The 19,835-nt window shown below is 71.0% G+C and carries 20 protein-coding genes; 9 read left to right on the plus strand and 11 right to left on the minus strand.

The annotated features are described in order from the left end of the window. Complete coding sequence (locus Adu01nite_RS34400) at positions 1–780, minus strand: DUF5919 domain-containing protein (protein WP_239132907.1); 780 nt, start codon at positions 778–780, stop codon at positions 1–3. A 217-nt stretch (positions 781–997) separates the two neighbouring features. Between Adu01nite_RS34400 and Adu01nite_RS34405 the strand changes: the two genes are divergently transcribed. The 4 genes from Adu01nite_RS34405 to Adu01nite_RS34420 all read left to right on the plus strand — a co-directional run bounded on the left by Adu01nite_RS34405 (position 998) and on the right by Adu01nite_RS34420 (position 4,486). Next, positions 998–1,807: a class I SAM-dependent methyltransferase gene (locus Adu01nite_RS34405; RefSeq protein WP_203733383.1), complete on the plus strand. Its 810-nt coding sequence runs from the start codon at positions 998–1,000 to the stop codon at positions 1,805–1,807. Further along, the gene (locus tag Adu01nite_RS34410) at positions 1,804–2,823 is read left to right on the plus strand and encodes an ABC transporter substrate-binding protein (protein WP_203733384.1); all 1,020 of its coding nucleotides are present in this window, start codon (positions 1,804–1,806) and stop codon (positions 2,821–2,823) included. Before Adu01nite_RS34405 ends, Adu01nite_RS34410 begins: the two co-directional genes overlap by 4 nt. A 105-nt stretch (positions 2,824–2,928) precedes the next feature. Beyond that, positions 2,929–3,660 carry an ABC transporter permease gene (locus Adu01nite_RS34415; RefSeq protein ID WP_239132908.1) on the plus strand — a complete coding sequence of 244 codons (732 nt, stop codon included), beginning with the start codon at positions 2,929–2,931 and terminating at the stop codon, positions 3,658–3,660. A gap of 100 nt (positions 3,661–3,760) precedes the next feature. After that, entirely contained in the window at positions 3,761–4,486 is a 726-nt protein-coding gene (locus Adu01nite_RS34420) for a GAF and ANTAR domain-containing protein (RefSeq protein ID WP_203733385.1), read from the plus strand. On the opposite strand, the gene Adu01nite_RS34425 is transcribed toward Adu01nite_RS34420, so the two are convergent. The 6 genes from Adu01nite_RS34425 to Adu01nite_RS34450 all read right to left on the minus strand — a co-directional run bounded on the left by Adu01nite_RS34425 (position 4,476) and on the right by Adu01nite_RS34450 (position 12,306). After that, positions 4,476–4,886: an RNA polymerase sigma factor gene (locus Adu01nite_RS34425; protein WP_203733386.1), complete on the minus strand. Its 411-nt coding sequence runs from the start codon at positions 4,884–4,886 to the stop codon at positions 4,476–4,478. The two genes, Adu01nite_RS34420 and Adu01nite_RS34425, sit on opposite strands and share 11 nt — an antisense overlap. A 180-nt stretch (positions 4,887–5,066) precedes the next feature. Beyond that, a complete protein-coding gene (locus Adu01nite_RS34430; protein ID WP_203733387.1) occupies positions 5,067–6,101 on the minus strand; it encodes a fatty acid desaturase family protein in 1,035 nt (344 codons plus the stop codon). A gap of 65 nt (positions 6,102–6,166) precedes the next feature. After that, on the minus strand, positions 6,167–8,284 hold the full coding sequence (locus tag Adu01nite_RS34435) for a glycosyl hydrolase (protein ID WP_203733388.1): 2,118 nt from the start codon (positions 8,282–8,284) through the stop codon (positions 6,167–6,169). Next, the gene (locus Adu01nite_RS34440; protein WP_203733389.1) at positions 8,281–9,024 is read right to left on the minus strand and encodes an HlyD family efflux transporter periplasmic adaptor subunit; all 744 of its coding nucleotides are present in this window, start codon (positions 9,022–9,024) and stop codon (positions 8,281–8,283) included. Before Adu01nite_RS34440 ends, Adu01nite_RS34435 begins: the two co-directional genes overlap by 4 nt. A 31-nt stretch (positions 9,025–9,055) precedes the next feature. Next, complete coding sequence (locus Adu01nite_RS34445; protein WP_239132909.1) at positions 9,056–10,297, minus strand: glycosyltransferase family 2 protein; 1,242 nt, start codon at positions 10,295–10,297, stop codon at positions 9,056–9,058. 665 nt (positions 10,298–10,962) lie between these two features. Continuing rightward, positions 10,963–12,306, minus strand: coding sequence for an AI-2E family transporter (locus tag Adu01nite_RS34450; RefSeq protein WP_203733652.1), 1,344 nt, complete (start codon positions 12,304–12,306; stop codon positions 10,963–10,965). Positions 12,307–12,467: 161 nt separating this feature from the next. On the opposite strand from Adu01nite_RS34450, the gene Adu01nite_RS34455 reads away from it, so the two are divergent. The 4 genes from Adu01nite_RS34455 to Adu01nite_RS34470 all read left to right on the plus strand — a co-directional run bounded on the left by Adu01nite_RS34455 (position 12,468) and on the right by Adu01nite_RS34470 (position 16,114). Continuing rightward, positions 12,468–13,277 carry a SigB/SigF/SigG family RNA polymerase sigma factor gene (locus Adu01nite_RS34455; RefSeq protein ID WP_379133325.1) on the plus strand — a complete coding sequence of 270 codons (810 nt, stop codon included), beginning with the start codon at positions 12,468–12,470 and terminating at the stop codon, positions 13,275–13,277. Between the two features lie 274 nt (positions 13,278–13,551). Continuing rightward, positions 13,552–13,821, plus strand: coding sequence for a hypothetical protein (locus Adu01nite_RS48130; protein WP_239132911.1), 270 nt, complete (start codon positions 13,552–13,554; stop codon positions 13,819–13,821). 155 nt (positions 13,822–13,976) lie between these two features. Further along, complete coding sequence (locus tag Adu01nite_RS34465) at positions 13,977–15,059, plus strand: glycosyltransferase (RefSeq protein ID WP_307836670.1); 1,083 nt, start codon at positions 13,977–13,979, stop codon at positions 15,057–15,059. Continuing rightward, positions 15,056–16,114: a glycosyltransferase gene (locus Adu01nite_RS34470; RefSeq protein ID WP_239132912.1), complete on the plus strand. Its 1,059-nt coding sequence runs from the start codon at positions 15,056–15,058 to the stop codon at positions 16,112–16,114. The genes Adu01nite_RS34465 and Adu01nite_RS34470 overlap by 4 nt, the downstream gene beginning before the upstream one ends. 7 nt (positions 16,115–16,121) lie before the next feature. Here the strand turns inward: Adu01nite_RS34470 and Adu01nite_RS34475 are convergent, their stop codons facing one another. From Adu01nite_RS34475 to Adu01nite_RS48140, 4 genes are all read right to left on the minus strand, one after another. Then, positions 16,122–16,454 (minus strand): VOC family protein, encoded by a 333-nt coding sequence (locus Adu01nite_RS34475; protein ID WP_203733391.1) that lies wholly within the window; start codon positions 16,452–16,454, stop codon positions 16,122–16,124. An 11-nt stretch (positions 16,455–16,465) separates the two neighbouring features. Further along, positions 16,466–16,762, minus strand: coding sequence for an ArsR/SmtB family transcription factor (locus Adu01nite_RS34480; protein ID WP_203733392.1), 297 nt, complete (start codon positions 16,760–16,762; stop codon positions 16,466–16,468). 32 nt (positions 16,763–16,794) lie between these two features. Continuing rightward, entirely contained in the window at positions 16,795–17,004 is a 210-nt protein-coding gene (locus Adu01nite_RS48135; protein WP_239132913.1) for a hypothetical protein, read from the minus strand. A gap of 61 nt (positions 17,005–17,065) precedes the next feature. Next, the gene (locus Adu01nite_RS48140; protein ID WP_239132914.1) at positions 17,066–17,404 is read right to left on the minus strand and encodes an ROK family protein; all 339 of its coding nucleotides are present in this window, start codon (positions 17,402–17,404) and stop codon (positions 17,066–17,068) included. A gap of 308 nt (positions 17,405–17,712) precedes the next feature. On the opposite strand from Adu01nite_RS48140, the gene Adu01nite_RS34490 reads away from it, so the two are divergent. Continuing rightward, positions 17,713–19,467 (plus strand): serine/threonine-protein kinase, encoded by a 1,755-nt coding sequence (locus Adu01nite_RS34490; protein WP_203733393.1) that lies wholly within the window; start codon positions 17,713–17,715, stop codon positions 19,465–19,467. Positions 19,468–19,835: the final 368 nt, after the last annotated feature.

Consider the following 19,835-nt stretch of genomic DNA (forward strand, 5'->3'; position numbering starts at 1 on the left):
TCATTGATCCTTTGGTGGGGCCACTCCGAGCCAGGGAACGGAGACGTCCCAGATTCGTTCGAAAGCCGAGCAGTAAAGGTCGAAGAGTAGACCGCCGTCGATCTTCTGTAGGCGTAATGCCGGGTTCAGACTGGACGGACTCCCGTAGACGTGCGGATTGACGACGAGCTGGTCGTCGTACCGGAAAATGCTGTGGTAAAGGGTGGTGCCGTGCAGTCGAATTTCGACTCCGTCGACCTCCAGCAGGCCGCGGTACTGAATGAGGCTGGCCTGAATCTGCGCCGCGAGGGTGCCGGCCAGGCCCTCCTCGGCGTCACGCACCGCAACCGCCGTGCTCGCCGGGTCGCCGAAGCACAAGCGCGCCCGGACGCCCTCGCGGGCCCGTTCGGCGAGGTCCTCGACGATGCGCGGCTGCACCTGGGTGAAGAAGCTGCCGGCGTTGACCAGAACGTCCACATTGGTCTGTGCCTCGCCGAGAAGTCGCAGCCAGGTCTCGCGCGGCACGCTCGCCCGGTCCGGGTAGAGCTCGATCAGCTCGGCCCGGCCGCCGGCCCGGCCGCGGACCCCGCGGGCCAGGATGCTCGGCCACAGGTACGTCTCGTCGGCGTCGAGCAGCTTGGCGGCGGTCCACCTGTTCTGCCGATGCGGCACGCGGCCATGTGACAGCCAGCGCTCGACGCTCTTGGTGTCGATGCCGCATTTCGCGGCCAGCTCCTCGGCACTGATGCCGCGTTGGAGCATGAGCGTCCGCAGTTGTTCGTTCGGCAGGGGTTTGGTCACGTCGATAACGGTGCCGGTACCTATGGGTACTTTTCAAGTATTTTCCGAGGACATTTTCGAGGCTCAATACGTCTTCAAAAGGTCCTTCCGGGGCGGGTGAAACGTCCCCGCGGTGCGGGTTGACTTGCGGACGATTTCAGTAATGGATCTCTGCGGCCAATATCGATCTTGCGGTCAATGCGATTGTCAATAATTTGATGCATAAGGGGAATGGACCATGTCTACCGTCGTCCGGGAGCCCGGAACGCCGTACGTGTTCAGCAACGACCGGCCGACGGCCCGGCAACTGCTCGATGCGCTCGGTCAGATGCACGACCCGTTCACGATCCGCCGGCTGACCGAAGCCGGCGTCGCGAAAGGCTCGCGCTGGCTGGAGATCGGCGCGGGGGCCGGCACGATCGCGGGCTGGCTCGCCGACCAGGTCGGCCCGGACGGCGAGGTGATCGCCACCGACGTCCGCCCCCAGCACATCCGGGAACACCCCGGCGTGACCGTCCTGGCGCACAACATCGTCACCGACCCGCTGCCGGCCGGTCAGTTCGACGGCATCCACGCCCGCGCGGTCCTGCAGCACCTGCCCGAGCGGCGCGAGGTGCTGGCCCGGCTGGCCGGTGCCCTCAAGCCGGGCGGCGTGGTGATCGTGGAGGAGATGGAGGCCGGCTGGTCGAAGTCGGTTCTGTCCACCCCGGACGACCGGCTCCACGAGATCACCGCCCACTACGAGGCCGCCCTGTCCCAGGTGCTGCGCACCGCCGGCAACGACCCGACCTGGTGCCGCAGCCTCTTCGCCGCGATGGAGACGGTCGGCCTCGAGCAGGTCGACACGCAGAGCTGGCAGGGATCGTGGCGCGGCGGCACCGGGGCGGCACTGCTCGCCTCGGTCGGCTCGACCGAGCAGCGCGAGCGCCTGATCGCGGCCGGGATGACCGGCGAGGAGCTCGACCTGCTGGCGACGCTGGGCCTGGACCCGCGTGTGGTTCTGCGCGGCATCCTGCTGCTCTCGACCGTGGGGCGGCGGGCCGCATGAGCATCCTCCGGAAATTCGCCGCCGTGGCCTTCACCTCGGCGCTGCTGCTGACCGCGGCGTGTGACGCCGACAGCAAGGCGGCCGCACCCGAGGAGGCCGGCGGCACGCTGACCCCGGTCACCTATCTGACCGGCGCCGGTGTCCAGGGCCGCGAGGCGTTCATCTACGTCGCCATCGAGAAGGGGTACTTCCGCGAGGAGGGCCTCGACGTGAAGGTGCAGCCGGGCAACGGCACCGAGGCGAACCTCAAGCTGCTGCAGGCCGGCCAGGCCGACTACGCGAGCGTGGACATCACGGCCGCGCTCATCGCGTACGGCGAGAAGAAGTTCGTCGACTTCACCATCGTCAACGCCGTCCAGCAGCTGAACCTGTCGTGCATCATGGCGCTCGACGGCAGCGGCATCTCCAGCCCGAAGGACCTGGCCGGCAAGACCATCGCCTACATTCCCGGCGGCGTGGTCTTCAGCCTGTTCAAGGCGTACGGCCGGCTCGCCGGGGTGGACGGCAGCAAGATCAAGTGGGTGGTGATGAACGCCCAGCAGATGCCGCAGAACCTCGCGGCCGGCAGCATCGACGCGGCCACCCAGTTCGCGGTGGGCAAGCCGGCGGTCGAGGCCGCGGCCAAGGGCAAGGCGGCCGTGGTGCTGCCGTTCAGCACCTACCTGACCGACCTGTACGGCAACGGCCTGGGCGTCACCAAGAAGCGGATGGCCGAGAACCCGAAGCAGGTGACGGCGTTCAACAAGGCCATGCTGCGCGGCCTGGAATACGCGATGGCCAACCCGGACGAGGCCGGCGACATCTACGCCAAGTACCAGAAGCTGCAGCCGGCCAAGGTCGCGGCGGCGGAGAACAAGCTGATGAAGCCGTACGTCGAGGGTGGCGCCAACGGCGCGGCGGTCGGCAGCCTCGACCGGGACCGGGTGGCCCGCAACATCGCCATCATCCAGAGCGCCGGCCTGATCCCGGCCGGGCTGTCCCCCGAGGACGCCATCACCTATCAGATTCCTTCCTGAGTTGCCGGGGGCTCTCTTCGCGTCCGATGCGAACGAGAGCCCCCGGCCGGAATCTCGTCGAGAGGCAGCACCATCTCCAGAAGCCGCCAGGCCCTCGTCCACGTAGTGCTGCCGGCCCTCGGCGCGATCGCGCTGGTCGCGGCGTGGTGGGCGGCCGTCGTCGTGCTGGACATCGAGTCCTACCTGGCGCCGACCCCGCCGCAGGTGCTCGCCGCGCTCGGCAACATGACCGGCTATCTGGCGAGCAACGCCACCACCACCCTGCTGGAGGTGGTGCAGGGCTACCTGCTCGCGGTCGGTCTGGGCCTGGCCGTCGGCGCCCTGCTGGCCACCTCCGGCACCCTGGAGCGGGCGTTCATGCCGAGCATCGTCGCCGTCAACGCCGTACCCAAGCTGGCTTTTGCTCCTCTTCTGTTGGTGTGGATGGGCTTTGGCCAGGGGCCCAAGATCGTCATGGTGGTGCTGCTCTGCACCTTCCCGATCCTGCTGGCCAGCGTCGCCGGCCTGACCCGCACCCCGGCCGAGATGATCGAGTTCGCCCGGTCGCTGTCGGCCAGCCGCTGGCAGATCATCACCCGGTTCCGGCTGCCGTCCGCGCTGCCGCAGATCTTCGTGGGCCTCAAGACCGCGATGCCGCTGGCCGTCATCGGCGCCCTGGTCGGCGAGCTCTCCGGCGCCACCGCGGGCCTGGGTTTCGTCATCGCGAACGCCGGCGCCGACACCGCGACCGCGTTCGCCGCGATCACCCTGCTGGCGGTGATCAGCGTCGGCCTCTTCTATTTGCTGGTCCTGGCCGAACGCCTGCTGCTTCCCTGGGCCCGGGCGATCACCGACTGAGAGCTCGCGCCACGGCCTGGCGTCGCGAAAGGTAGCGCGGGAGGTGGTGGCGCGTAGGCTCTGGTTCGGCAACGCTTCCGGAGAAGGTTGGTAGGCCAGAATGACCACCGTTTCCGCCGAACGGCTCGCAACATTGTTCGTCGAGGTGGCCGACACGCTGGTCGACGACTTCGACGTGGTCGAGTTCCTGCAGATGCTGACCAAGCGCGTCGCCGATCTGTTCGACACCGGCGAGGCCGGGCTGATGCTCGCCGACCATCGCGACCGGCTGACCTTCATGGCCGCCTCCGACGAGAGCGCCCGGCTGATGGAGTTGTTCCAGCTTCAGTACGGTGACGGCCCGTGCCTGGACGCGTTCCGCACGGCCCGGCCGGTCACCAATGTCGACCTGGCCGCGGCGACCGGCAAATGGCCCGAGTTCGCGCCGCGCGCCACCCAGGCCGGATTCCAGTCGGTGCACGCATTCCCGCTGCGGCTGCGCCGGGAGGTGATCGGCGCGATGGGCGTGTTCGGCAGCGCCACCGAGTTGGACGACGCGGACACCCTGATCGTGCAGTCCCTGGCCGACGTCGCGGTGATCGGCCTCCTGCAGGAACGCTCCATCCGCCGGGGCGAGGCCCTCACCGAACAACTACAGGGCGCCCTGAACAGCCGCGTTATCATCGAGCAGGCGAAAGGCGTGGTGGCCCAGGCGTACGGCGTGACGCCCGACGAGGCGTACGCCCTGATCCGCACCTTCGCCCGGAACACCAACCGGCGCCTCAGCGAGGTAGCCGGCTCCATCGTCAACGGGCTCCCGGCTCTGCCCGTCCTGACTATTCCGTGACGTCCACGCCGATCGCACCGACCGGCCGCCCGAGAATGGTCGCCAGCTCCAGTTCGGCGGTGCTGGGCCGCAGAGCATCATCCGCACCGTCCGGTGGCCGCCCCCGGGAGGCGTCCGCGGCCCGCCGTCGCACGATGCCGGTGATCCAGCTCGTGACGTCGGACTCCGGCGCCGGTCGGCAACCAGCCAGCCACCACACCTCGACGTAACTGGACGCGAGTATCTCGTTGATCCGGGTCTCGACCGGCAACGCGGCGCGAACGGCCGCCACGGTCCGGTCGACCAGCGCGGCGAAGGCGCGGGTATTTCCCCGGGAGATCAGCTCGACCAGCGCGGAATCGCTGAGCTGCTGGAAATCGATGGCCGGGAATTCGGCGGACAGGCGGGAAAACTTCTGCACGGAAGCTCCAGAGAGTCGGCATCGACTGCCGCCGGGGTCTGGAGCGACACGCTGCTCAATGTGATTGAGCGATGCCACAACGCTACGGTGTCGCGGCCACCGAGGCTACCGTTTCCCTCGCTCGGGGCCGTCCTGCGGGCCGTCCGGATCCCCTTGCCGGCGGCCCACAGGACAACCCTTCTACCGAGGAAAGTTCCGGGCCGCGCGCAGCGGCGCGCCGACGTCGTGCAGGTGGCGCAGCGCCTGCCGATAGGACCTGAGCAGGCTCGTCTGCTCGTAGGAGACACCGGCCTGCGCGCAGTACGCCTGCACGATGGGTTGCGCCCGGCGTAGATTGGGGGTGGGCATCGCCGGGAACAGGTGGTGCTCGATCTGGTAGTTCAATCCGCCCAGGGCCACGTCGATCAGCCGGCCCCCGGTGACGTTGCGGCTGGTCAGCACCTGCTTGCGCAGGTAGTCCTCGTCGCCGGCCGGATGCGGCATGCCCTTGTGGTTCGGCGCGAACGTCATGCCCAGGTACACCCCGAACACCGCGTGGTGCACCACGAAGAACGCGAGAGCCTGCAGCGGCGACAGCACCACCAGCAGGACGACCGGGTAGGCGAGCAGATGCAGGGCCATCAGGCCCGCTTCCAGACCGCGGCGCTTCATCCCCGGATGCCGCAGCGCCTTGATGCTGGCGATGCGCAGGTCGATGCTGAGCAGCGTCAGCAGCGGGAAGAACAACCCGGCCTGGTGCCGGCTGACGAAACCCTTCACCCCGCGCCGGCCCCAGGCCGATTCGGAAGCCCAGATCAACAGCTCCGGTTGTACGTCCGGGTCGAGCTCGTCATGGTTGGGGTTGTTGTGGTGGCGGGTGTGCTTGTCCATCCACCACCCGTAACTCATCCCGACCCCGAGGTTCGCCGCGATCCGGCCGGCCACCGCGCTGGGCTTCCGGGTGCGGAACACCTGCCGGTGCGCCACGTCGTGCGCCAGCAGGCCGGTCTGCGCGAACACCAGCCCCAGCAGCCCGGCCACCGCGAGGGTCCACCAGGACGAGCCGATCAGGACGAACGCCGCCCACCCGCCGGCGAGCAGGCCGGCCACCACGGCGGCCCGCACGGCGTAGTAGGCGGGTCGCCGTTCGAGCAGGCCGGCGTCGACGATCTGACGGTTCAGGGCGGCGAAATCGCTGCCGGCCGCCTTCGGCCGCTGCGTCACAGATGCGCTCATGGCGCGACTCCTAAGGAATGCCCGACGAGGGTGGCCGCGGAGTCTGGACGGCCGATACGTCGAGACTACCCGCCGGGCGCCCGAACCACCCGCGGAGCGTTCACCGGCCCGAACGCGAGGGCGCCCACCGGCTGCGGCGCGCCCGGCTGCGGCGGCCCCAGGACCGCGAGTGCCTCCACCCAGTAGCGGACCATCGCCCGGCTGGTGCTCTCCTCCCGGGTGACGCCCGCGTCGAGCCGGCCGCGGGCGGCGGCCGGGTCGGACAGGGCGAGGTCGGCGGCGAACAGGTCGGCCCACACCCGGGGGTGGTCGCCCAACTCGCGCTCGCGGGTGGCCGACGGGCCGCGGTAGAACGATCCGGCGGTCAGCGGCAGCAGCTGGATGCCGAGCACCGACTCGGGCTTCGGGTCGAACCACGTCGCATAGTCGATCTTGGCGTCCCACACGATGCCAGCGGTGGTGTGCGCGTACCCGGCCGGGCGGGTCAGCCCGGCGCCGAGCCAGTACATCCGGGCGGTCGCTGCTTCCAGGGCGTAGTGGGCGACGCCGTACCCGGTCATCTCGGTGTTGTCCCGGACCAGGCCCCAGCGGACCACCGCCTCCCAGGCCGCCACCGCCTCGCTGGACGACTCCTGGTTGTTGCCGTCCGCGAACGGCGCGAACCCGGACGCGGCCGAGCTGCCGAGGTAGGCGTTGAAGGCGCGGAACGGCGGGAAGCCGTCCTTTTTCGACCCGGCGAAGCCGGCTTTCGACCCGGCGTAGTCGGCGACGATCAGGTCGACGACGTCGCCGTAGTCGCGGGCGAAACCGGGGTCGGCCGCCGCCAGGACCGCGGCGGCGCGCACCAGGTAGCCGTACTGGAAATGATGGTCGTTGTAATCGTTGGCGCCGAATTCGGCCGGCACCGCGATCAGCCCGCCCCAGACCTTGTCGTAGCCGAAGTAGCGCGCGTCGGCCGGTCCGCCGTAGGTCAGCCAGTCGATCAGCTGCGGCTTCAGCCGGGCGAGCGCGGTCGTGCGCTGGGGCTCCGCGCCCGATGCGGCCGCCACCTCGGCGATGGTGGCCAGCCGGCCGAGCTCCTTGAGCCCGAAATAGCTGCCGCCCGCCCCGGGCGGGTCGGCGAGGTCCCGATCCAGGTCGGCCAGCACGGCCTTTTTCGCCGCCGCGGTCAGCGGCACCCGCGGTACGGCGGTGAGCAGCCCCGGCATCGGCACCCGGACCTGCACCGCACCCGCGGTGACCAGGGACATCGTTCCGCGGGCGTCCGGGTAGGAGCCGGGCAGCGCGGTCGGCCCGGCCGTTTGGTGCGGCAGCAGCGCCCACGCTCCGGTGCCGCCGCCGGCCCGCTGCGCGGTGAGGGTCTGGGTGACGGTGCCGGCCGTGGCGTCGTACGCCATCGCGGCCGTTGTCCGGACGACCGGGTCGGTGGTGCTCGCCGCCTCCCAGCTCGCCCGGTCGGCGCCGGCCGGCACCCGGGCGACGGCCAGTTGCTCGCCCTCGCCGGTCAGGGTGGATCCGTCGAGGGTCAGGTTGCGGCCGAGGACGTCCCAGCGGCCGCCCGCGATGTCCAGCCGGGCCCGGGTGGCCGAGCTGCCGGCGTCGGTGAACGCGCCGGTCAGGGTGGGTGCCGCGGCCTGGAAGCGCAGCCACAGCACCGGGCTTCCCTGCACGACGGTGACGTCGACGTGGCCGCCGCCGGCGAGTGCGACCCGCAGGACGACGTGGAAGGCGCCGTAACCGGCGACCGTGACGGCACCGGTGGCGGCGCCGACGGTCAAGGCCGGCAGGAAGGGGGTGATGATGGCGTTCGCCGACGCGGTGACGGGCGCGCCGCTGATCTGCAGGCCGTCCGCGGCGGCCTGGACCGCCAGCGGATGCGCCCAGATCGGCTGGGTGCGCGGCCCGGTGAGTGCCGAGCTCCACCACTGGTTGGTCGGCAGCGCCTGACCGGCCAGGTCACCGGCCTGGGCCGGGGTCTTGGTGGGGGTGGAGCCGACCGGAAGCGCATCGGCGATGCTCCCGCGGCCGGTAACGGCAGGCACGGCGATCCGCGTCGCTGCGACGTCCTCAGTGATCGGGCCGGAGCTGACCGGCCCGGTGCCCGGCTCCGGCGGCCCGGCTGTGCATGCGGCCAGGAGGGTCAGTGCCGCGAACGCGGTCACGACGGCGAAGCTGCGGTTCACGCGCTGTTCACCGCCGGGGTGCCGCCGACGGCCGTGTTGGTGTCGACGACCACGCCGAACCGCAGACCCGGCACCAGCGTCCGCACGGTCGCGAGGGCGGCCGGGTCGGGTCGCAGCACGACGGTGAGCAGGTCGGTCGCGCCCGCGGCCGGGGTGTCGACCTTCGGCTCGACCTTCTCCAGCTTCGCGGCGATCTCGCCGGGCAGGCCGGGCCCGGTCACCCGGGCGGTCATGCCGAGCCGCAGCAGGCGCAGCGTTTCGAGGGGCACGTCGACCTGGAAGGTGAGTTTGGCCGGGTCGTAGAGGGTCACGACGGGTTCGCCGGCCCGGGCGATCTGGCCGGGCGCGACATTGATCTCGGTGACGATGCCGGCGGCCGGCGCGCGCAGCTCCTGCACGTGCGGCCCACGTCCATCGGTGGTCGCGGTGATGGTGGCCAGAACCGTGCCGGCGGTAACGCTGGTCCGCTCGGTGGTCAGCACCCGGGTGACGACGGCGGCGTCGGCCGAGCCCACGGTGATCGGCTGGGCGGTCAGCACGGCCGCGCCGGTGTCCACCATGGTGCGGTCGGCGAGGCGCTGCCGCACGACGTAGGTGCCGCCGGCGCCGGCCACGGCCAGCAGGATCAGGACAACTACGAGGGTACGGAGTACGCGCAGGGCCCGGCGCAGCCGATGCCGCGGTGGGGTGGCGGTGACGGGGGCTTGCTCGATGGGGGCAGTCTCGATCGTGGTGGTCATGGTCGCGCCTCTCTCGGCAGGATGACGTGGATCAGGCCGCGGCCACGGCGGACTGCGGCTGGGTGTCGAGCTGCCCGCCGGTGGGCTGCTGCGGGGACGCCGGGGACGCCGGGCGGCGCCGGATCCGGCCACCGGTGACCGATTCGGCGATCATCCGGCCGAGAATCAGCACGATCATGCTGGCCCAGCCGACGGACAGCCAGGTCGGCGCCGGGTCGGCCATCACCAGCACACCGACGACGATGCCGGTGACGTTGAGGACGAGCAGGGCGAACAGCGGCATGACCACCCACAGCGACCGCGCGTTCTGGCCACCGGCGTTGGTGACCTTCCACTTCGCCGGCCGGCCGATCAGCACGCCGCCGAGCGCCCGCAGGTGCACCGGCACGGCGCCGATGCTGGCCACGATCGCGGAGAGTTTGAAGCCGCCCGACTGCAGCCAGGTGACCAGCAGAACGGCCGCCTGGAACGGCAGGTAGTGGGTGGCCCAGGCGACGCCGTCGGCCCGGATCGGGCTCAGCGCGAACAGCAGGTAGAGCGCCGGGAACAGCATGAAGGTCAGCATCGCCAGCGACAGCAGGTAGTGCGTGCCGCAGAACAGGTACTGCAGGCGCTGGTCGATGGTCAGCCCGGTGCCGCGCTTGAACAGCCGGCCGCGCAGCAGCACCTCGAACCCGCCGCCCGCCCAGCGCAGCTGCTGTTTCAGGTACGACGAGACGTCCTCCGGCGCCAGCCCGCGGGCCAGCACCTGCGGCACGTAGATCGACTTCCAGCCGCGCTTGTGCAACTCGATCGACGTCCAGATGTCCTCGGAGTTGCTGCCGGTCCAGATGCCGCCGGTGCTGTCCAAGGCGGTCCGCCGGAACATCACGTTCGTGCCGACGCAGAAGGCGGCGTTGAAGTGGTTCTTGCCCGGGCAGACGAGCTCGTAGAAGATCCGCTGCGCTTCGCCGGAGCCGGTGGCGACCAGGTTGACGTTGTTCGTGTACGACTGCGGGGACTGCACGAACGCCACGTCCGGGTCCTGGAAGTGCGGCAGGATGCTGAGCAGGAAACCCGGTTCGGGCACGTGGTCGGCATCGAAGATCACCACGAACTCGCCGTCGGTGCGGGCCAGCCCGGCATTGACGTTGCCGGCCTTGGCGTGCGCACCGCCCGGCCGCCGCAGGTAACCGACGCCGGCTTCGTCCGCGATCCGGCGCAGTTCGTCGCTGTCCCCGTCGTCGAGCAGGAACGTGCGGTGCGCCAACTCCATGTCGCGGGCGGCCAGCACGGTCCGCCCGACCAGCGCCGGCCCGCAGCCGGTTGCGCCAGACGGTGACGTCCACCGGTTCCGGCCGGTCGTCGTGCGCCAGGATCGTCCACCACGTGCCGATCAGGTGCAGGGCGGTCAGGCCTTCGGCGGCCAGCATGGTGACCCAGAGCCAGCCCGGTCCGCGGTAGGCGGGGTTGAGCAGGAACAGCTGATAGAACACGGTGGCCACGAGCGCAGCACTGATCGCGACCCGGGTCGAGCGCTGCAGCGGCCGCCATGCCAGGCGGGCCGCGGCCCGGACCGGTGGTGCGGGCGATGCCGTCATGAATGCTCCCGGGATTGTTGATATTCAACACCGTGAATTCGGTGTCGTCCCAAGAGAACAGGAACACCCGGGGATGCGCGAGCTTCTGCAGTACATTTCTTTCCGGTCACGGATTCGGCGTACAAATTGAGTGTCCAATTTGCTGCGACGAGATTTCCGGCACACCGCCCGAAAACACGCTGACCTTGGGTTAAACCCTTCTCAGGTTAATTTTCGAACAACGCGGTGAATCGCCTTTGCCGAATGACCAAGTCGATCAGTGAGCGACGTTACAGAGCCGCGCGGAGTCGGCCGCGACCTTAATCAATGCGCGCGAAACCCCGCCGAAATATGACCACGCCCCGGCGGGCAGCCGTCATCACCGGAGCGCTGACCGCTGCCCGATGTCCCGCGTGCCGGCCGGTTCCGGGCCGTCGGCCGGGGGCGCGTCGTCGTCGGCCGGGGGCGCGTCGTCGTCGGCCATCGGCGCTTCGAGGCGCTCGGTGCCCGGCGGTTCCCGGTCCGGGGTGGGTTCCCCGGCCGGATGGCTGAAGAGATAGCGGATGGCGGTGTTGAGCACCGCCAGCAGCGGAACCGCGACCAGGCCACCGATGATGCCCGCGACCAGCACGCCGGTGGCGATGGACAGGATCACCGCCAGCGGGTGCAGCGCCACGGCGCGGCCCATGATCAAAGGCTGGAGGACGTGACCTTCCAGCTGCTGAACGGCGATCACCACGCCCAGCACGATCAGGGCCTTCACCGGGCCGACCGTGACCAGCGCGACGAGCACGGCGACCGCGCCGGTGAGGGTGGCGCCGACGACCGGGATGAAGGCGCCGAGGAAGACCAGCGCCGCCAGCGGCAGGGCGAGCGGGACACCGAGGACCGCGAGCCCGATGCCGATGCCGGCGGCATCGACGAACGCCACCAGGACCGTGGCGCGGACGTATGAGACCAGGGTGTGCCAGGAGTAGTGCCCGGCCCGGGCGGCCGGAATACGCGCGCCGCGCGGCAGCAGCCGGCAGATGAAGGTCCAGATCTGCGCGCCGTCGCGCAGATAGAAGAACAGCGTGAACAGCACCAGGAAGAACCCGGCCAGCACCTCGCCGAGCGTGGTGGCGGTGCTCAGCGCCCCCGAGGTCAGCGCGCCCTGATTGTCGGTGATCGATGCTCGCAGGCGCTCGAGGCCGTCGCTGAGCTGGGTCTGCGTCAGATGCAGCGGGCCCCGCGCGAGCCAGCTCTGCACCTCGTCGAGCCCGTCCGAGACCTGCGCGCTCAGATCGTCGAGCTGCGCGATGAACGTCTGCACGATCAGGGCCAGACCGCCGAACACCACGATCAACGCGGTGACCAGCACCAGCCCCGCCGCCAATGAGCGGTTCATGCCGCGCCGACGCAGCGCGGCGGCGACCGGTTCGAACATCGCGGCCAGCAGCAACGCGACCACGACCGGGATGACCACCACCCGCAGCGCGCTGACCACCCGGATCAGCAGATAGGCGGCTGCGATGAACAGGATGATCCGCCAGGCCCAGGCGCCCGCGGTGCGGACACCGCGGGGAAGTCCGTCGTCGACGGACGGTGCGCGCTCGACGAGCGTCACCGCCGCGACCGGCTCATCTAGCTCCGGGGCGGCGGTGAACGGCGGAACTGCTCGATCCTGGCGGGCGGCGGCCAGCCGCGCTCGCGCTCGTTGCCGCGCGGTGTCGACCCAGACCATGGGCATTGCACAGCTCCTCGAGTCATGCCGGCCGGCGCGAACCCGGGGGCGAAAAACATCGCGTACGCGTGGGGGATGCCCGGCCGCCCATTTCCTAAACAGCCTCGTCGGCGGGCTCCTCCGCGGCCAGGTCGGCCGGGTCGCCGGCGCTGCTCGTCGCCGTGACGTCGCTGTCGCCGATCGAGGCCCTGGGAGCGATGGCCGCGGTCCCGCTGGGCCACCCCGCCCGCCCGGAGCTGCGAGCACAGGCCATCGTGGCGTGGCTGCCGCTGGCCCAGCGACTCGCCGGCCGATACGCCGTGCGGGGCGAGCCTCGCGAGGACCTTGCCCAGACCGCCGCCGTCGGTCTGATCAAGGCCATCGACCACTTCGACCCCGGCTACGGCGTCGGCTTCGGCGGCTATGCCATCCCCACCATCGTCGGTGAGATCAAACGCTACTTCCGCGACCGGACCTGGGCGGTCCGGGTGCCGCGTCGGATCCAGGAACTGCGGATCATGATCGCCGCGGCGAACCACGAACTGACCAACGTGCTGTGCCGGGCGCCCACGGTGGCCGACATCGCCGCCCATCTCGGGATCACCGAGGAGGAGGTGCTGGACGGGCTGGAGGGCGCTCGCGCCTACAACGCGCGGTCACTGTCCGCGCCGGCCGTCCCCGGCCAGTCGATCGAGCTCGGCGCGACCCTCGGCGGCGAGGACCACGAGTACGCAGTGGTCGAGGACAGAATCGCGCTCATGCCGGCGTTGGCCGCCCTCGACGATCGGGAGCGCACCATCGTGACGCTGCGCTTCTACGGCAATCTCAGCCAGGCGGAGATTGCCGGGCGGGTCGGCTGTTCGCAGATGCACGTGTCCCGGTTGATCATGCGTTCCCTGGGCAAGTTGCACGACCACCTCGACGCCGAGGAGGCGGCCGGCCGTGGCGGAGGTCACGCCGCCGTCGGCGGTCCGGCGGCAGGCGTAGGCTGAGCGCTGTCGCTCCAGACTTCGGCGGCCTCGATTTCACCGACGGCAGCCAACTCCAAGGAGCAGACGATGACCACCAGCTACGCGTGAGAGTCGGGCTCCTGGGCCCGGTGGCCTGGCGCACGCTGCCACGCGCCTACGGCCCGTGGGAACAGGTCACCGGTCTGCTCGCGGACGGCCTGGTGGCGGCGGGGATCGACGTGACCTCTTCGCCACGGTGCACGGGTTCTCCAGCTCCCGGATCCGGCCGGCCTGTCGGGCGAGCAACTCCTCGTTCGTGTCGATCTCGGACACCGACCGCAGCCCGGATCTCGACTACGTGGCGACGGTGCACCACGGGGTGGACACCGGCGGACTGCCGTTCACCGCGTCCGGCGGGCCCGGGCTGGTCCGCGACGTCGACCAGGCCGTCGCGGCGGTGGCCGCGGCCCGGGCGATCGACCGGGCCGGCTGCCGGGCGCGGGCCTGCGCGCGCTTCGACGCGGACCGCATGGTCGCCGACTACCTGACCGTCTACGAGCAGGTCATCGGCAAACGCCGGGACTGACCGGTTTCACCGGCATGGCCGGCGCATCGAGGCGCCGGCTCGTAGCCCGCCATACACGCTGGCAGGTCGGAGCCGTACCGCGTGACATTCGGAAGGCACGGTTCATGACCATCAGATATGGATTTCTCAGCACTTACCCGCCCACCCGTTGCGGCTTGGCAACCTTCAACTCCGCGCTCGCCGCCCATCTCGGCGAGGAGGGCATCCCGGGCGGCATCGTTCGCGTCGCCGCGGCCGGCGACGACCTGACACCCGCACCCGACGTGGTGCACACCTGGACGGCCACGACACCGGGCGGCTGGCGGGACAGCGCCGAGGTGCTCAACACCTTCGACATCGCCGTCGTCCAGCACGAGTACGGCATCTACCCGGGTCGGGACGGCGGTGAGGTCCTGTCGGTGCTGCGCCGGCTCACCGTGCCGAGCATCGTCGTCCTGCACACCGTCCTGACCCGCCCGACCCCGGGGCAGAAGGCGCTCCTCGAGGAGATCGTGGCCGCGGCCGGCGCGGTCGTCACCATCACCAACGCCGCGCACGACCGGCTGCTCCTGGGCTACGCCGTCGACGCCGCGAAGGTCTCGGTGATCCCGCACGGCGCCTCCGGCTTCACCGGCACCGCGGCACCCCGGAACGTCCAGCCGCATCTGCTCACCTGGGGCCTGCTCGGGCCGGGCAAGGGCATCGAGTGGGCGCTGCGCGCCATGGCGATGGTGCGGAATCTGGAGCCCGCACCGATCTACACGGTGGCCGGCCGGACCCACCCGAAGGTCCTCGAGCTGCACGGCGAGGCCTACCGGGCCGGTCTGCATCAGCTCGGCGCGACCCTCGGCATCGCGCACCGGGTGCGCTACGAGTCGGCCTACCTCGACGAAATGGCGCTCGGCGAACTCATCCGCTCCGCCGATGTCGTGGTGCTGCCGTACGACTCCACCGAGCAGGTGACCTCCGGCGTCCTCGTCGAAGCGGTGGCGGCCCGCATCCCGGTCGTCGCGACCGCCTTCCCGCACGCCGTGGAGCTGCTCACCGACGGGCCCGGCATCCTCGTGCCGCACCGGAACCCGGCCGCCCTCGCGACCGCCATCCGGCGCATCGTCACCAAGCCCAGCCTGGCCACCACCCTGCTCGCCCGCAACGGCCACGCCGGACCGGCGCTGCGGTGGCCGGCCGTCGCGCAGCGCTACCACGAGTTGGCGGCGACCCTGGTCACCGCCGACCGGGTCGCGGTCGCCGGCTCGTGATCACCACCACCGTCACGCCGGCCCCCGACCGGGCCGTGCGCACCCCGTTCGCGCATCTGGTCCGGCTCACCGACGACACCGGGCTCTTCGAGCACGCCCGGCACGCCACCGCGCGCCGCGAGCACGGCTACTGCACCGACGACGTCGCCCGCGGACTGGTCGTCACCAGCCGCGAGACCGATCCGTCGGCCGAGGTGATCCGGCTCACGGAGTGCTACCTGACCTTCCTCACCCACGCGCAGGACGCCCGGGGTGCCTTCCGCAACCGGCTCGGCTTCAACCGGGAATGGGCCGACCAGCCGAGCCTCGGCGACTGGTGGGGGCGCGCCCTCTGGGGCCTCGGCACCGCCGCCGCCCGCTGCCCGGTCCCGTGGATCCGGCAGGACGCCCTGCTCGCGTTCACCCGGGGCGCCACCCGCCGGTCCCCCGCGCCGCGGGCCATGGCCTTCGCCGCGCTCGGCGCCGCCGAGTTGCTCCGCGCCGACCCCGGCCACGAGCGCGCCGCGGAGCTGCTGGCCGCGGCGGCCGGCATGATCGGGCGCCCGGACCCCGATCCACGCTGGCCGTGGCCGGAGGAGCGGCTCAGCTACGCCAACGCCGCCCTCGCCGAGGCACTCATCGTGGCCGGCGACCTCCTCGGCGACCCGGCGGCCCGGACGGCCGGCCTGCGGATGCTGACGTGGCTGCTGGAGATCCAGATCAGCGACGGCCACCTGTCGGTCCTCCCGTCGGCGGGCTGGCAGCGCGGCGGCCCCCGGCTGTCCCACGACCAGCAACCGATCGAGGTGGCGGCCCTGGCCGACGCGTGCGCCACCGCCGCCGACGTCACCGGCGACGAGGCCTGGCACGCCGGCGTACGGCATGCGATCGACTGGTTCCTCGGCCACAACGACGTCGGCCAGGTGATGTGGGACCCGGCCACCGGCGGCGGCTACGACGGCCTGACGCTGCACGGGCCGAACCTGAATCAGGGCGCCGAGTCCACCCTCGCCCTCATCTCCACCTTCCAGCACCGCATCACCGGCCCAGCGGTCCGGCCTGACGTCTTCGACTGACCCGCCGCTACTGCTGGATCAGGGTCAGGACGTTGCCGGCCGGGTCGGTCACCTGGGCCTTGACCACCCAGCCGTTGTCGGTGCGCGGCATCAGCACGGTGCCGCCGAGCTCGACGGCGCGGGCGAGCGCGGCGTCGAGGTCGGCGACCGCGATACCGATGGTCACCGTGGCCGTGTCGGCCTCGATCAGCGCGCCGTCCGGGCCGCCGTCCGGGGTCCTGGCCAGGGCGTAGCCGGGGCCTTTGGCGTCGACCTGCCAGCCGAGCAGGCCGGCGTAGAAGTGGTGCTGCTCCTTCTCGTTCGGGCCGGCGATGTCGAAGTGCACGACGGGACTCTGCATGGGAATGCTCCTCAGGAGGTTTCGGTCAGGGAGGTCGGGAAGGTGGCCAGCCACCCGGTCAGCGCGGCGACCCGGGCCGGGTCGGCCCGGTACCACCGGAAGGTGCCCTCCCGGGTCAGCACCGCCAGGCCGGTCTTGCGCAGGACCTTGAGGTGCTCGGAAACGCTGGCCGGCGCCAGGTCCAGCGCGTCGGCCAGCGCACCGGCCGGCATCGGCTGATCCCAGCACCGCCGGAGGATCTCCCGCCGGGCCGGATGGGCCAGGGCCCGCAGCAGCTCGTCGGCGTCCTCTTCGGCGAGTGTGGTCACCCGGTCGACTATTTCGGGTTTACCCGAAATAGTCAAGCGGCAACCAGCGCCTTGATGCTCACGGTGGCGGCGCCGCGCGCCCACTCCTCGAAGGGCAGCGGCCGGACGGACAGCGGGCACTGGGCGGCGGCGCCGAAGGCCTGGCGCTCGAAGCTCGCCCGGATGTGCGGCTCGAACAGGTCGTAGGCGGACAGGCCCTCGCCGGAGACGACGATGTGGGCCGGGCCGACCAGGTTCGCCACCGCGGCGATGCCGGCACCGATCGCCTCGCCGGCCCGGGCGAAGATGGCGCGGATCCGCTCGTCACCGGCCCCGCGCCGCGGCCACCGCGTCGTCGAAGCGGAGCCCGGCCTGCGCGACGATGGCGTCGGTGCCGGCGATCGCCTCCACGCAGCCGCGGCTGCCGCAGTGGCAGGCCGGCCCGTTCGCGTCGAAGCTGACGTGGCCGATCTCGCCGGCCACACCCTGCGCGCCGGAGACCAGCTTGCCGCCGACGATCAGGCCGCAGCCGATGCCCGAGCCGGCGGGTGCGGGACCGGTAGTCGCCGCACCCGCCTGCGCTACCGCGACACCACCATCGACGTCGCCTGCTCCCCGGCCGACGAGGTCATCGTCGCCTTCTGATCCGCTGCCGTATGGCAAACATCACACGTTGTTGGCGGTCGGACAATGCGCGACATAGCACCGCGATCAATCGACGGATATAAGAATGTGAACCTTTCTTTATTGTCTGTTCTTGGTGGAGACCAGCGGGTACCGGCGAGTAACCGGAATGCGCTTGCCTGCCGGTCGTGACGTGCGCAAGTGCCGGTGGCCGCCCGGCCGCTCACCCGCGTCGGAAAGATGGCAGAGCGCTGGCCTCTGCGGTAGCGATCGATGAGTATGCTCCCGTATCCGGGCACGGTGATGACCAGACAGATCTGCATTACCAGAAGCGGGAGCGCTCCAACATGGCCAGTAGGCCCTTGAGGCCGGGGGACCCCAGGCGGCTCGGTGAATACCAGTTGCTGGCCCGGCTCGGCGAAGGCGGCATGGGTACCGTCTTCCTCGGCCGTGCCGCGGACGGCCGGTCGGTGGCGGTCAAGGTCATCAAACCGGAGTACGCCGGGAACGAAGAATTCCGGGCCCGGTTCCGCAGCGAGGTCAACCGCGCCCGCGAGGTGCCGTCGTTCTGCACCGCCGCGGTCCTGGCCGCCGACGCCGGCTGCGAGACGCCCTACCTGGTCGTGGAGTACGTCGACGGGCCGAGCCTGCAGGAGATGGTCGACGAGCGCGGCCCGATGCCGCCGGGCGACCTGCACAGCGTGGCGGTCGGCGTCGCGGCCGCCCTCACCGCGATCCACGGCGCCGGCGTCATCCACCGCGACCTGAAACCGGCCAACGTGCTGCTCTCGCTCGGCCTGCCCAAGGTGATCGACTTCGGCATCGCCCGCGCGCTCGAGGAGACCGCTCAGCACACCCGCCCGGGCCGGTACATCGGCACCGTCGACTACATGGCCCCGGAACGGCTCGACAACACCATCGGGCCGGTCACACCGGCCGCCGACATCTTCGCCTGGGGCGCGGTGATCGCCTTCGCCGGCACCGGGCACATCCCGTTCCGCGGCGACAACCCGCTCGCCATCGCGACCCAGATCCTCACCAAGCCACCCGACCTGTCCGGCCTGCCGCCGTCGCTGGCCGAGATCGTCGCGGACGCCCTCGCGAAGGACCCGCGCCGACGGCCCTCGGCGAAGGAGTTGCTGCCGCGGCTGCTCCTGGTGCAGACGCCGCGCCTCCTGACGGTGGACACGCCGAGCCCGATCGCGGTCGAGACTCCTGCCCCACCGCAGCTCCGCCAAGGCCGGGACAACGGCCGTTTCGACGCGCGCGACCTGCTGGAACAGATCATCGCGGAGAACCCCCCGGCGTCGCCGTACCGGGTGTCGCCGATGTCCCGCTCGGTCGAGCGCCGGCTCGGCGCGGCACGGCGCTCCCGCCCGGCGAATCCGCGCCCGGCGAAGCCCCACAGTGGCCGCTGGCGGCGGGTGCTCTACGCGGCGGCCGCGGTCCTGGTGGCGTCGGCCACCGGGGTGACCCTGGCCTACGCCCAGAGCAACGACGACAAGCCGTCGGCGACCACGACCACGACGCTCTCGCCGAAGTCGGTGCCGGTCTCGGTGCCGCCGCGCGGCCCGTCCTTCTCCGATCCGCTGAGCGCACCGGGCCGCTTCCAGGAGAGCACCAGCGAGGTCGGCCGCTGCGATTTCCAGGACGAACGCCTGCACGCCCGGGTGGCCGGCCGGTCGACCCTCCGGTGCCCCGGCCCGACCGACGCGTTCGCCGGCGACCAGACGATCTCGGTGAACGTCACGCTGGCCGGCGCCGACGCCTGCGCCATGATCTGGTTCCGGCACCACGACACCCGCGGCTACCAACTGACCGCCTGCGCCGACGTGCTGGAGTTCGAGGAGCTGAACGGCGCGGTGCTGAGCATGGTCGGCCGCAACTCCTCGGTGGCCCTGACCCCGGGCACGCCGCACGACCTGTCCATCGTCATCACCGGCGGCCACGCCACCGTCTCGATCGACGACAAGGCCGCGGTGCAGGGCGCCGCCGCCGACCCCGACCTGTCCTCCGGCCAGGTCCAGCTCGGCGTCACCGGCACCGACAAGACCAAGCCGGCCGAGGTGTCCTTCGCCGACCTCGAGGTGCGCACGGGCTGAGCCCGGCCGGCGAGGGCCGGCCGGGCACCCTGATCTACTTGCTCGACGTGTACTTGTCGTATGCCTGCTAGGTTGAGCTCGAGGTAGCGCTTCAGGCCGATGCCGTCGAAGCCCTGCACCCAGCTGTCCCAGTCGGTGTCGATGTTCTTGGTGCCGGTGATGAACGCCAGCTGCACCTTGGTGTCGAGGGCGACGTCGCCGGCCTTCGGCTTCTCCCAGCCGGTCCCCTCCGGGCCGCCGTTGACGATGATCTGGCCCTCGTCGGTGTAGATGTAGTCGAGCATCTTGATCGCCGCGACCCGGGCCTGCTTGCTGGACTTGTTGGTCAGCATGAAGGTGTAGCCGATCGAGGTCGGGTTGTTGTAGCC

It is taken from the genome of Paractinoplanes durhamensis (assembly GCF_016862175.1).
GTDB lineage: Bacteria > Actinomycetota > Actinomycetes > Mycobacteriales > Micromonosporaceae > Actinoplanes > Actinoplanes durhamensis.

Coding starts and splice junctions, on each gene's coding strand:
- Adu01nite_RS34450 (WP_203733652.1), bottom strand. CDS start 12,306: ATGGTCTGGGTCGACACCGCGCGGCAACGAGCGCGAGCGCGGCTGGCC.
- Adu01nite_RS34440 (WP_203733389.1), bottom strand. CDS start 9,024: ATGACCACCACGATCGAGACTGCCCCCATCGAGCAAGCCCCCGTCACC.
- Adu01nite_RS34405 (WP_203733383.1), top strand. CDS start 998: ATGTCTACCGTCGTCCGGGAGCCCGGAACGCCGTACGTGTTCAGCAAC.
- Adu01nite_RS34430 (WP_203733387.1), bottom strand. CDS start 6,101: ATGAGCGCATCTGTGACGCAGCGGCCGAAGGCGGCCGGCAGCGATTTC.
- Adu01nite_RS34490 (WP_203733393.1), top strand. CDS start 17,713: ATGGCCAGTAGGCCCTTGAGGCCGGGGGACCCCAGGCGGCTCGGTGAA.
- Adu01nite_RS34475 (WP_203733391.1), bottom strand. CDS start 16,454: ATGCAGAGTCCCGTCGTGCACTTCGACATCGCCGGCCCGAACGAGAAG.
- Adu01nite_RS34420 (WP_203733385.1), top strand. CDS start 3,761: ATGACCACCGTTTCCGCCGAACGGCTCGCAACATTGTTCGTCGAGGTG.
- Adu01nite_RS34410 (WP_203733384.1), top strand. CDS start 1,804: ATGAGCATCCTCCGGAAATTCGCCGCCGTGGCCTTCACCTCGGCGCTG.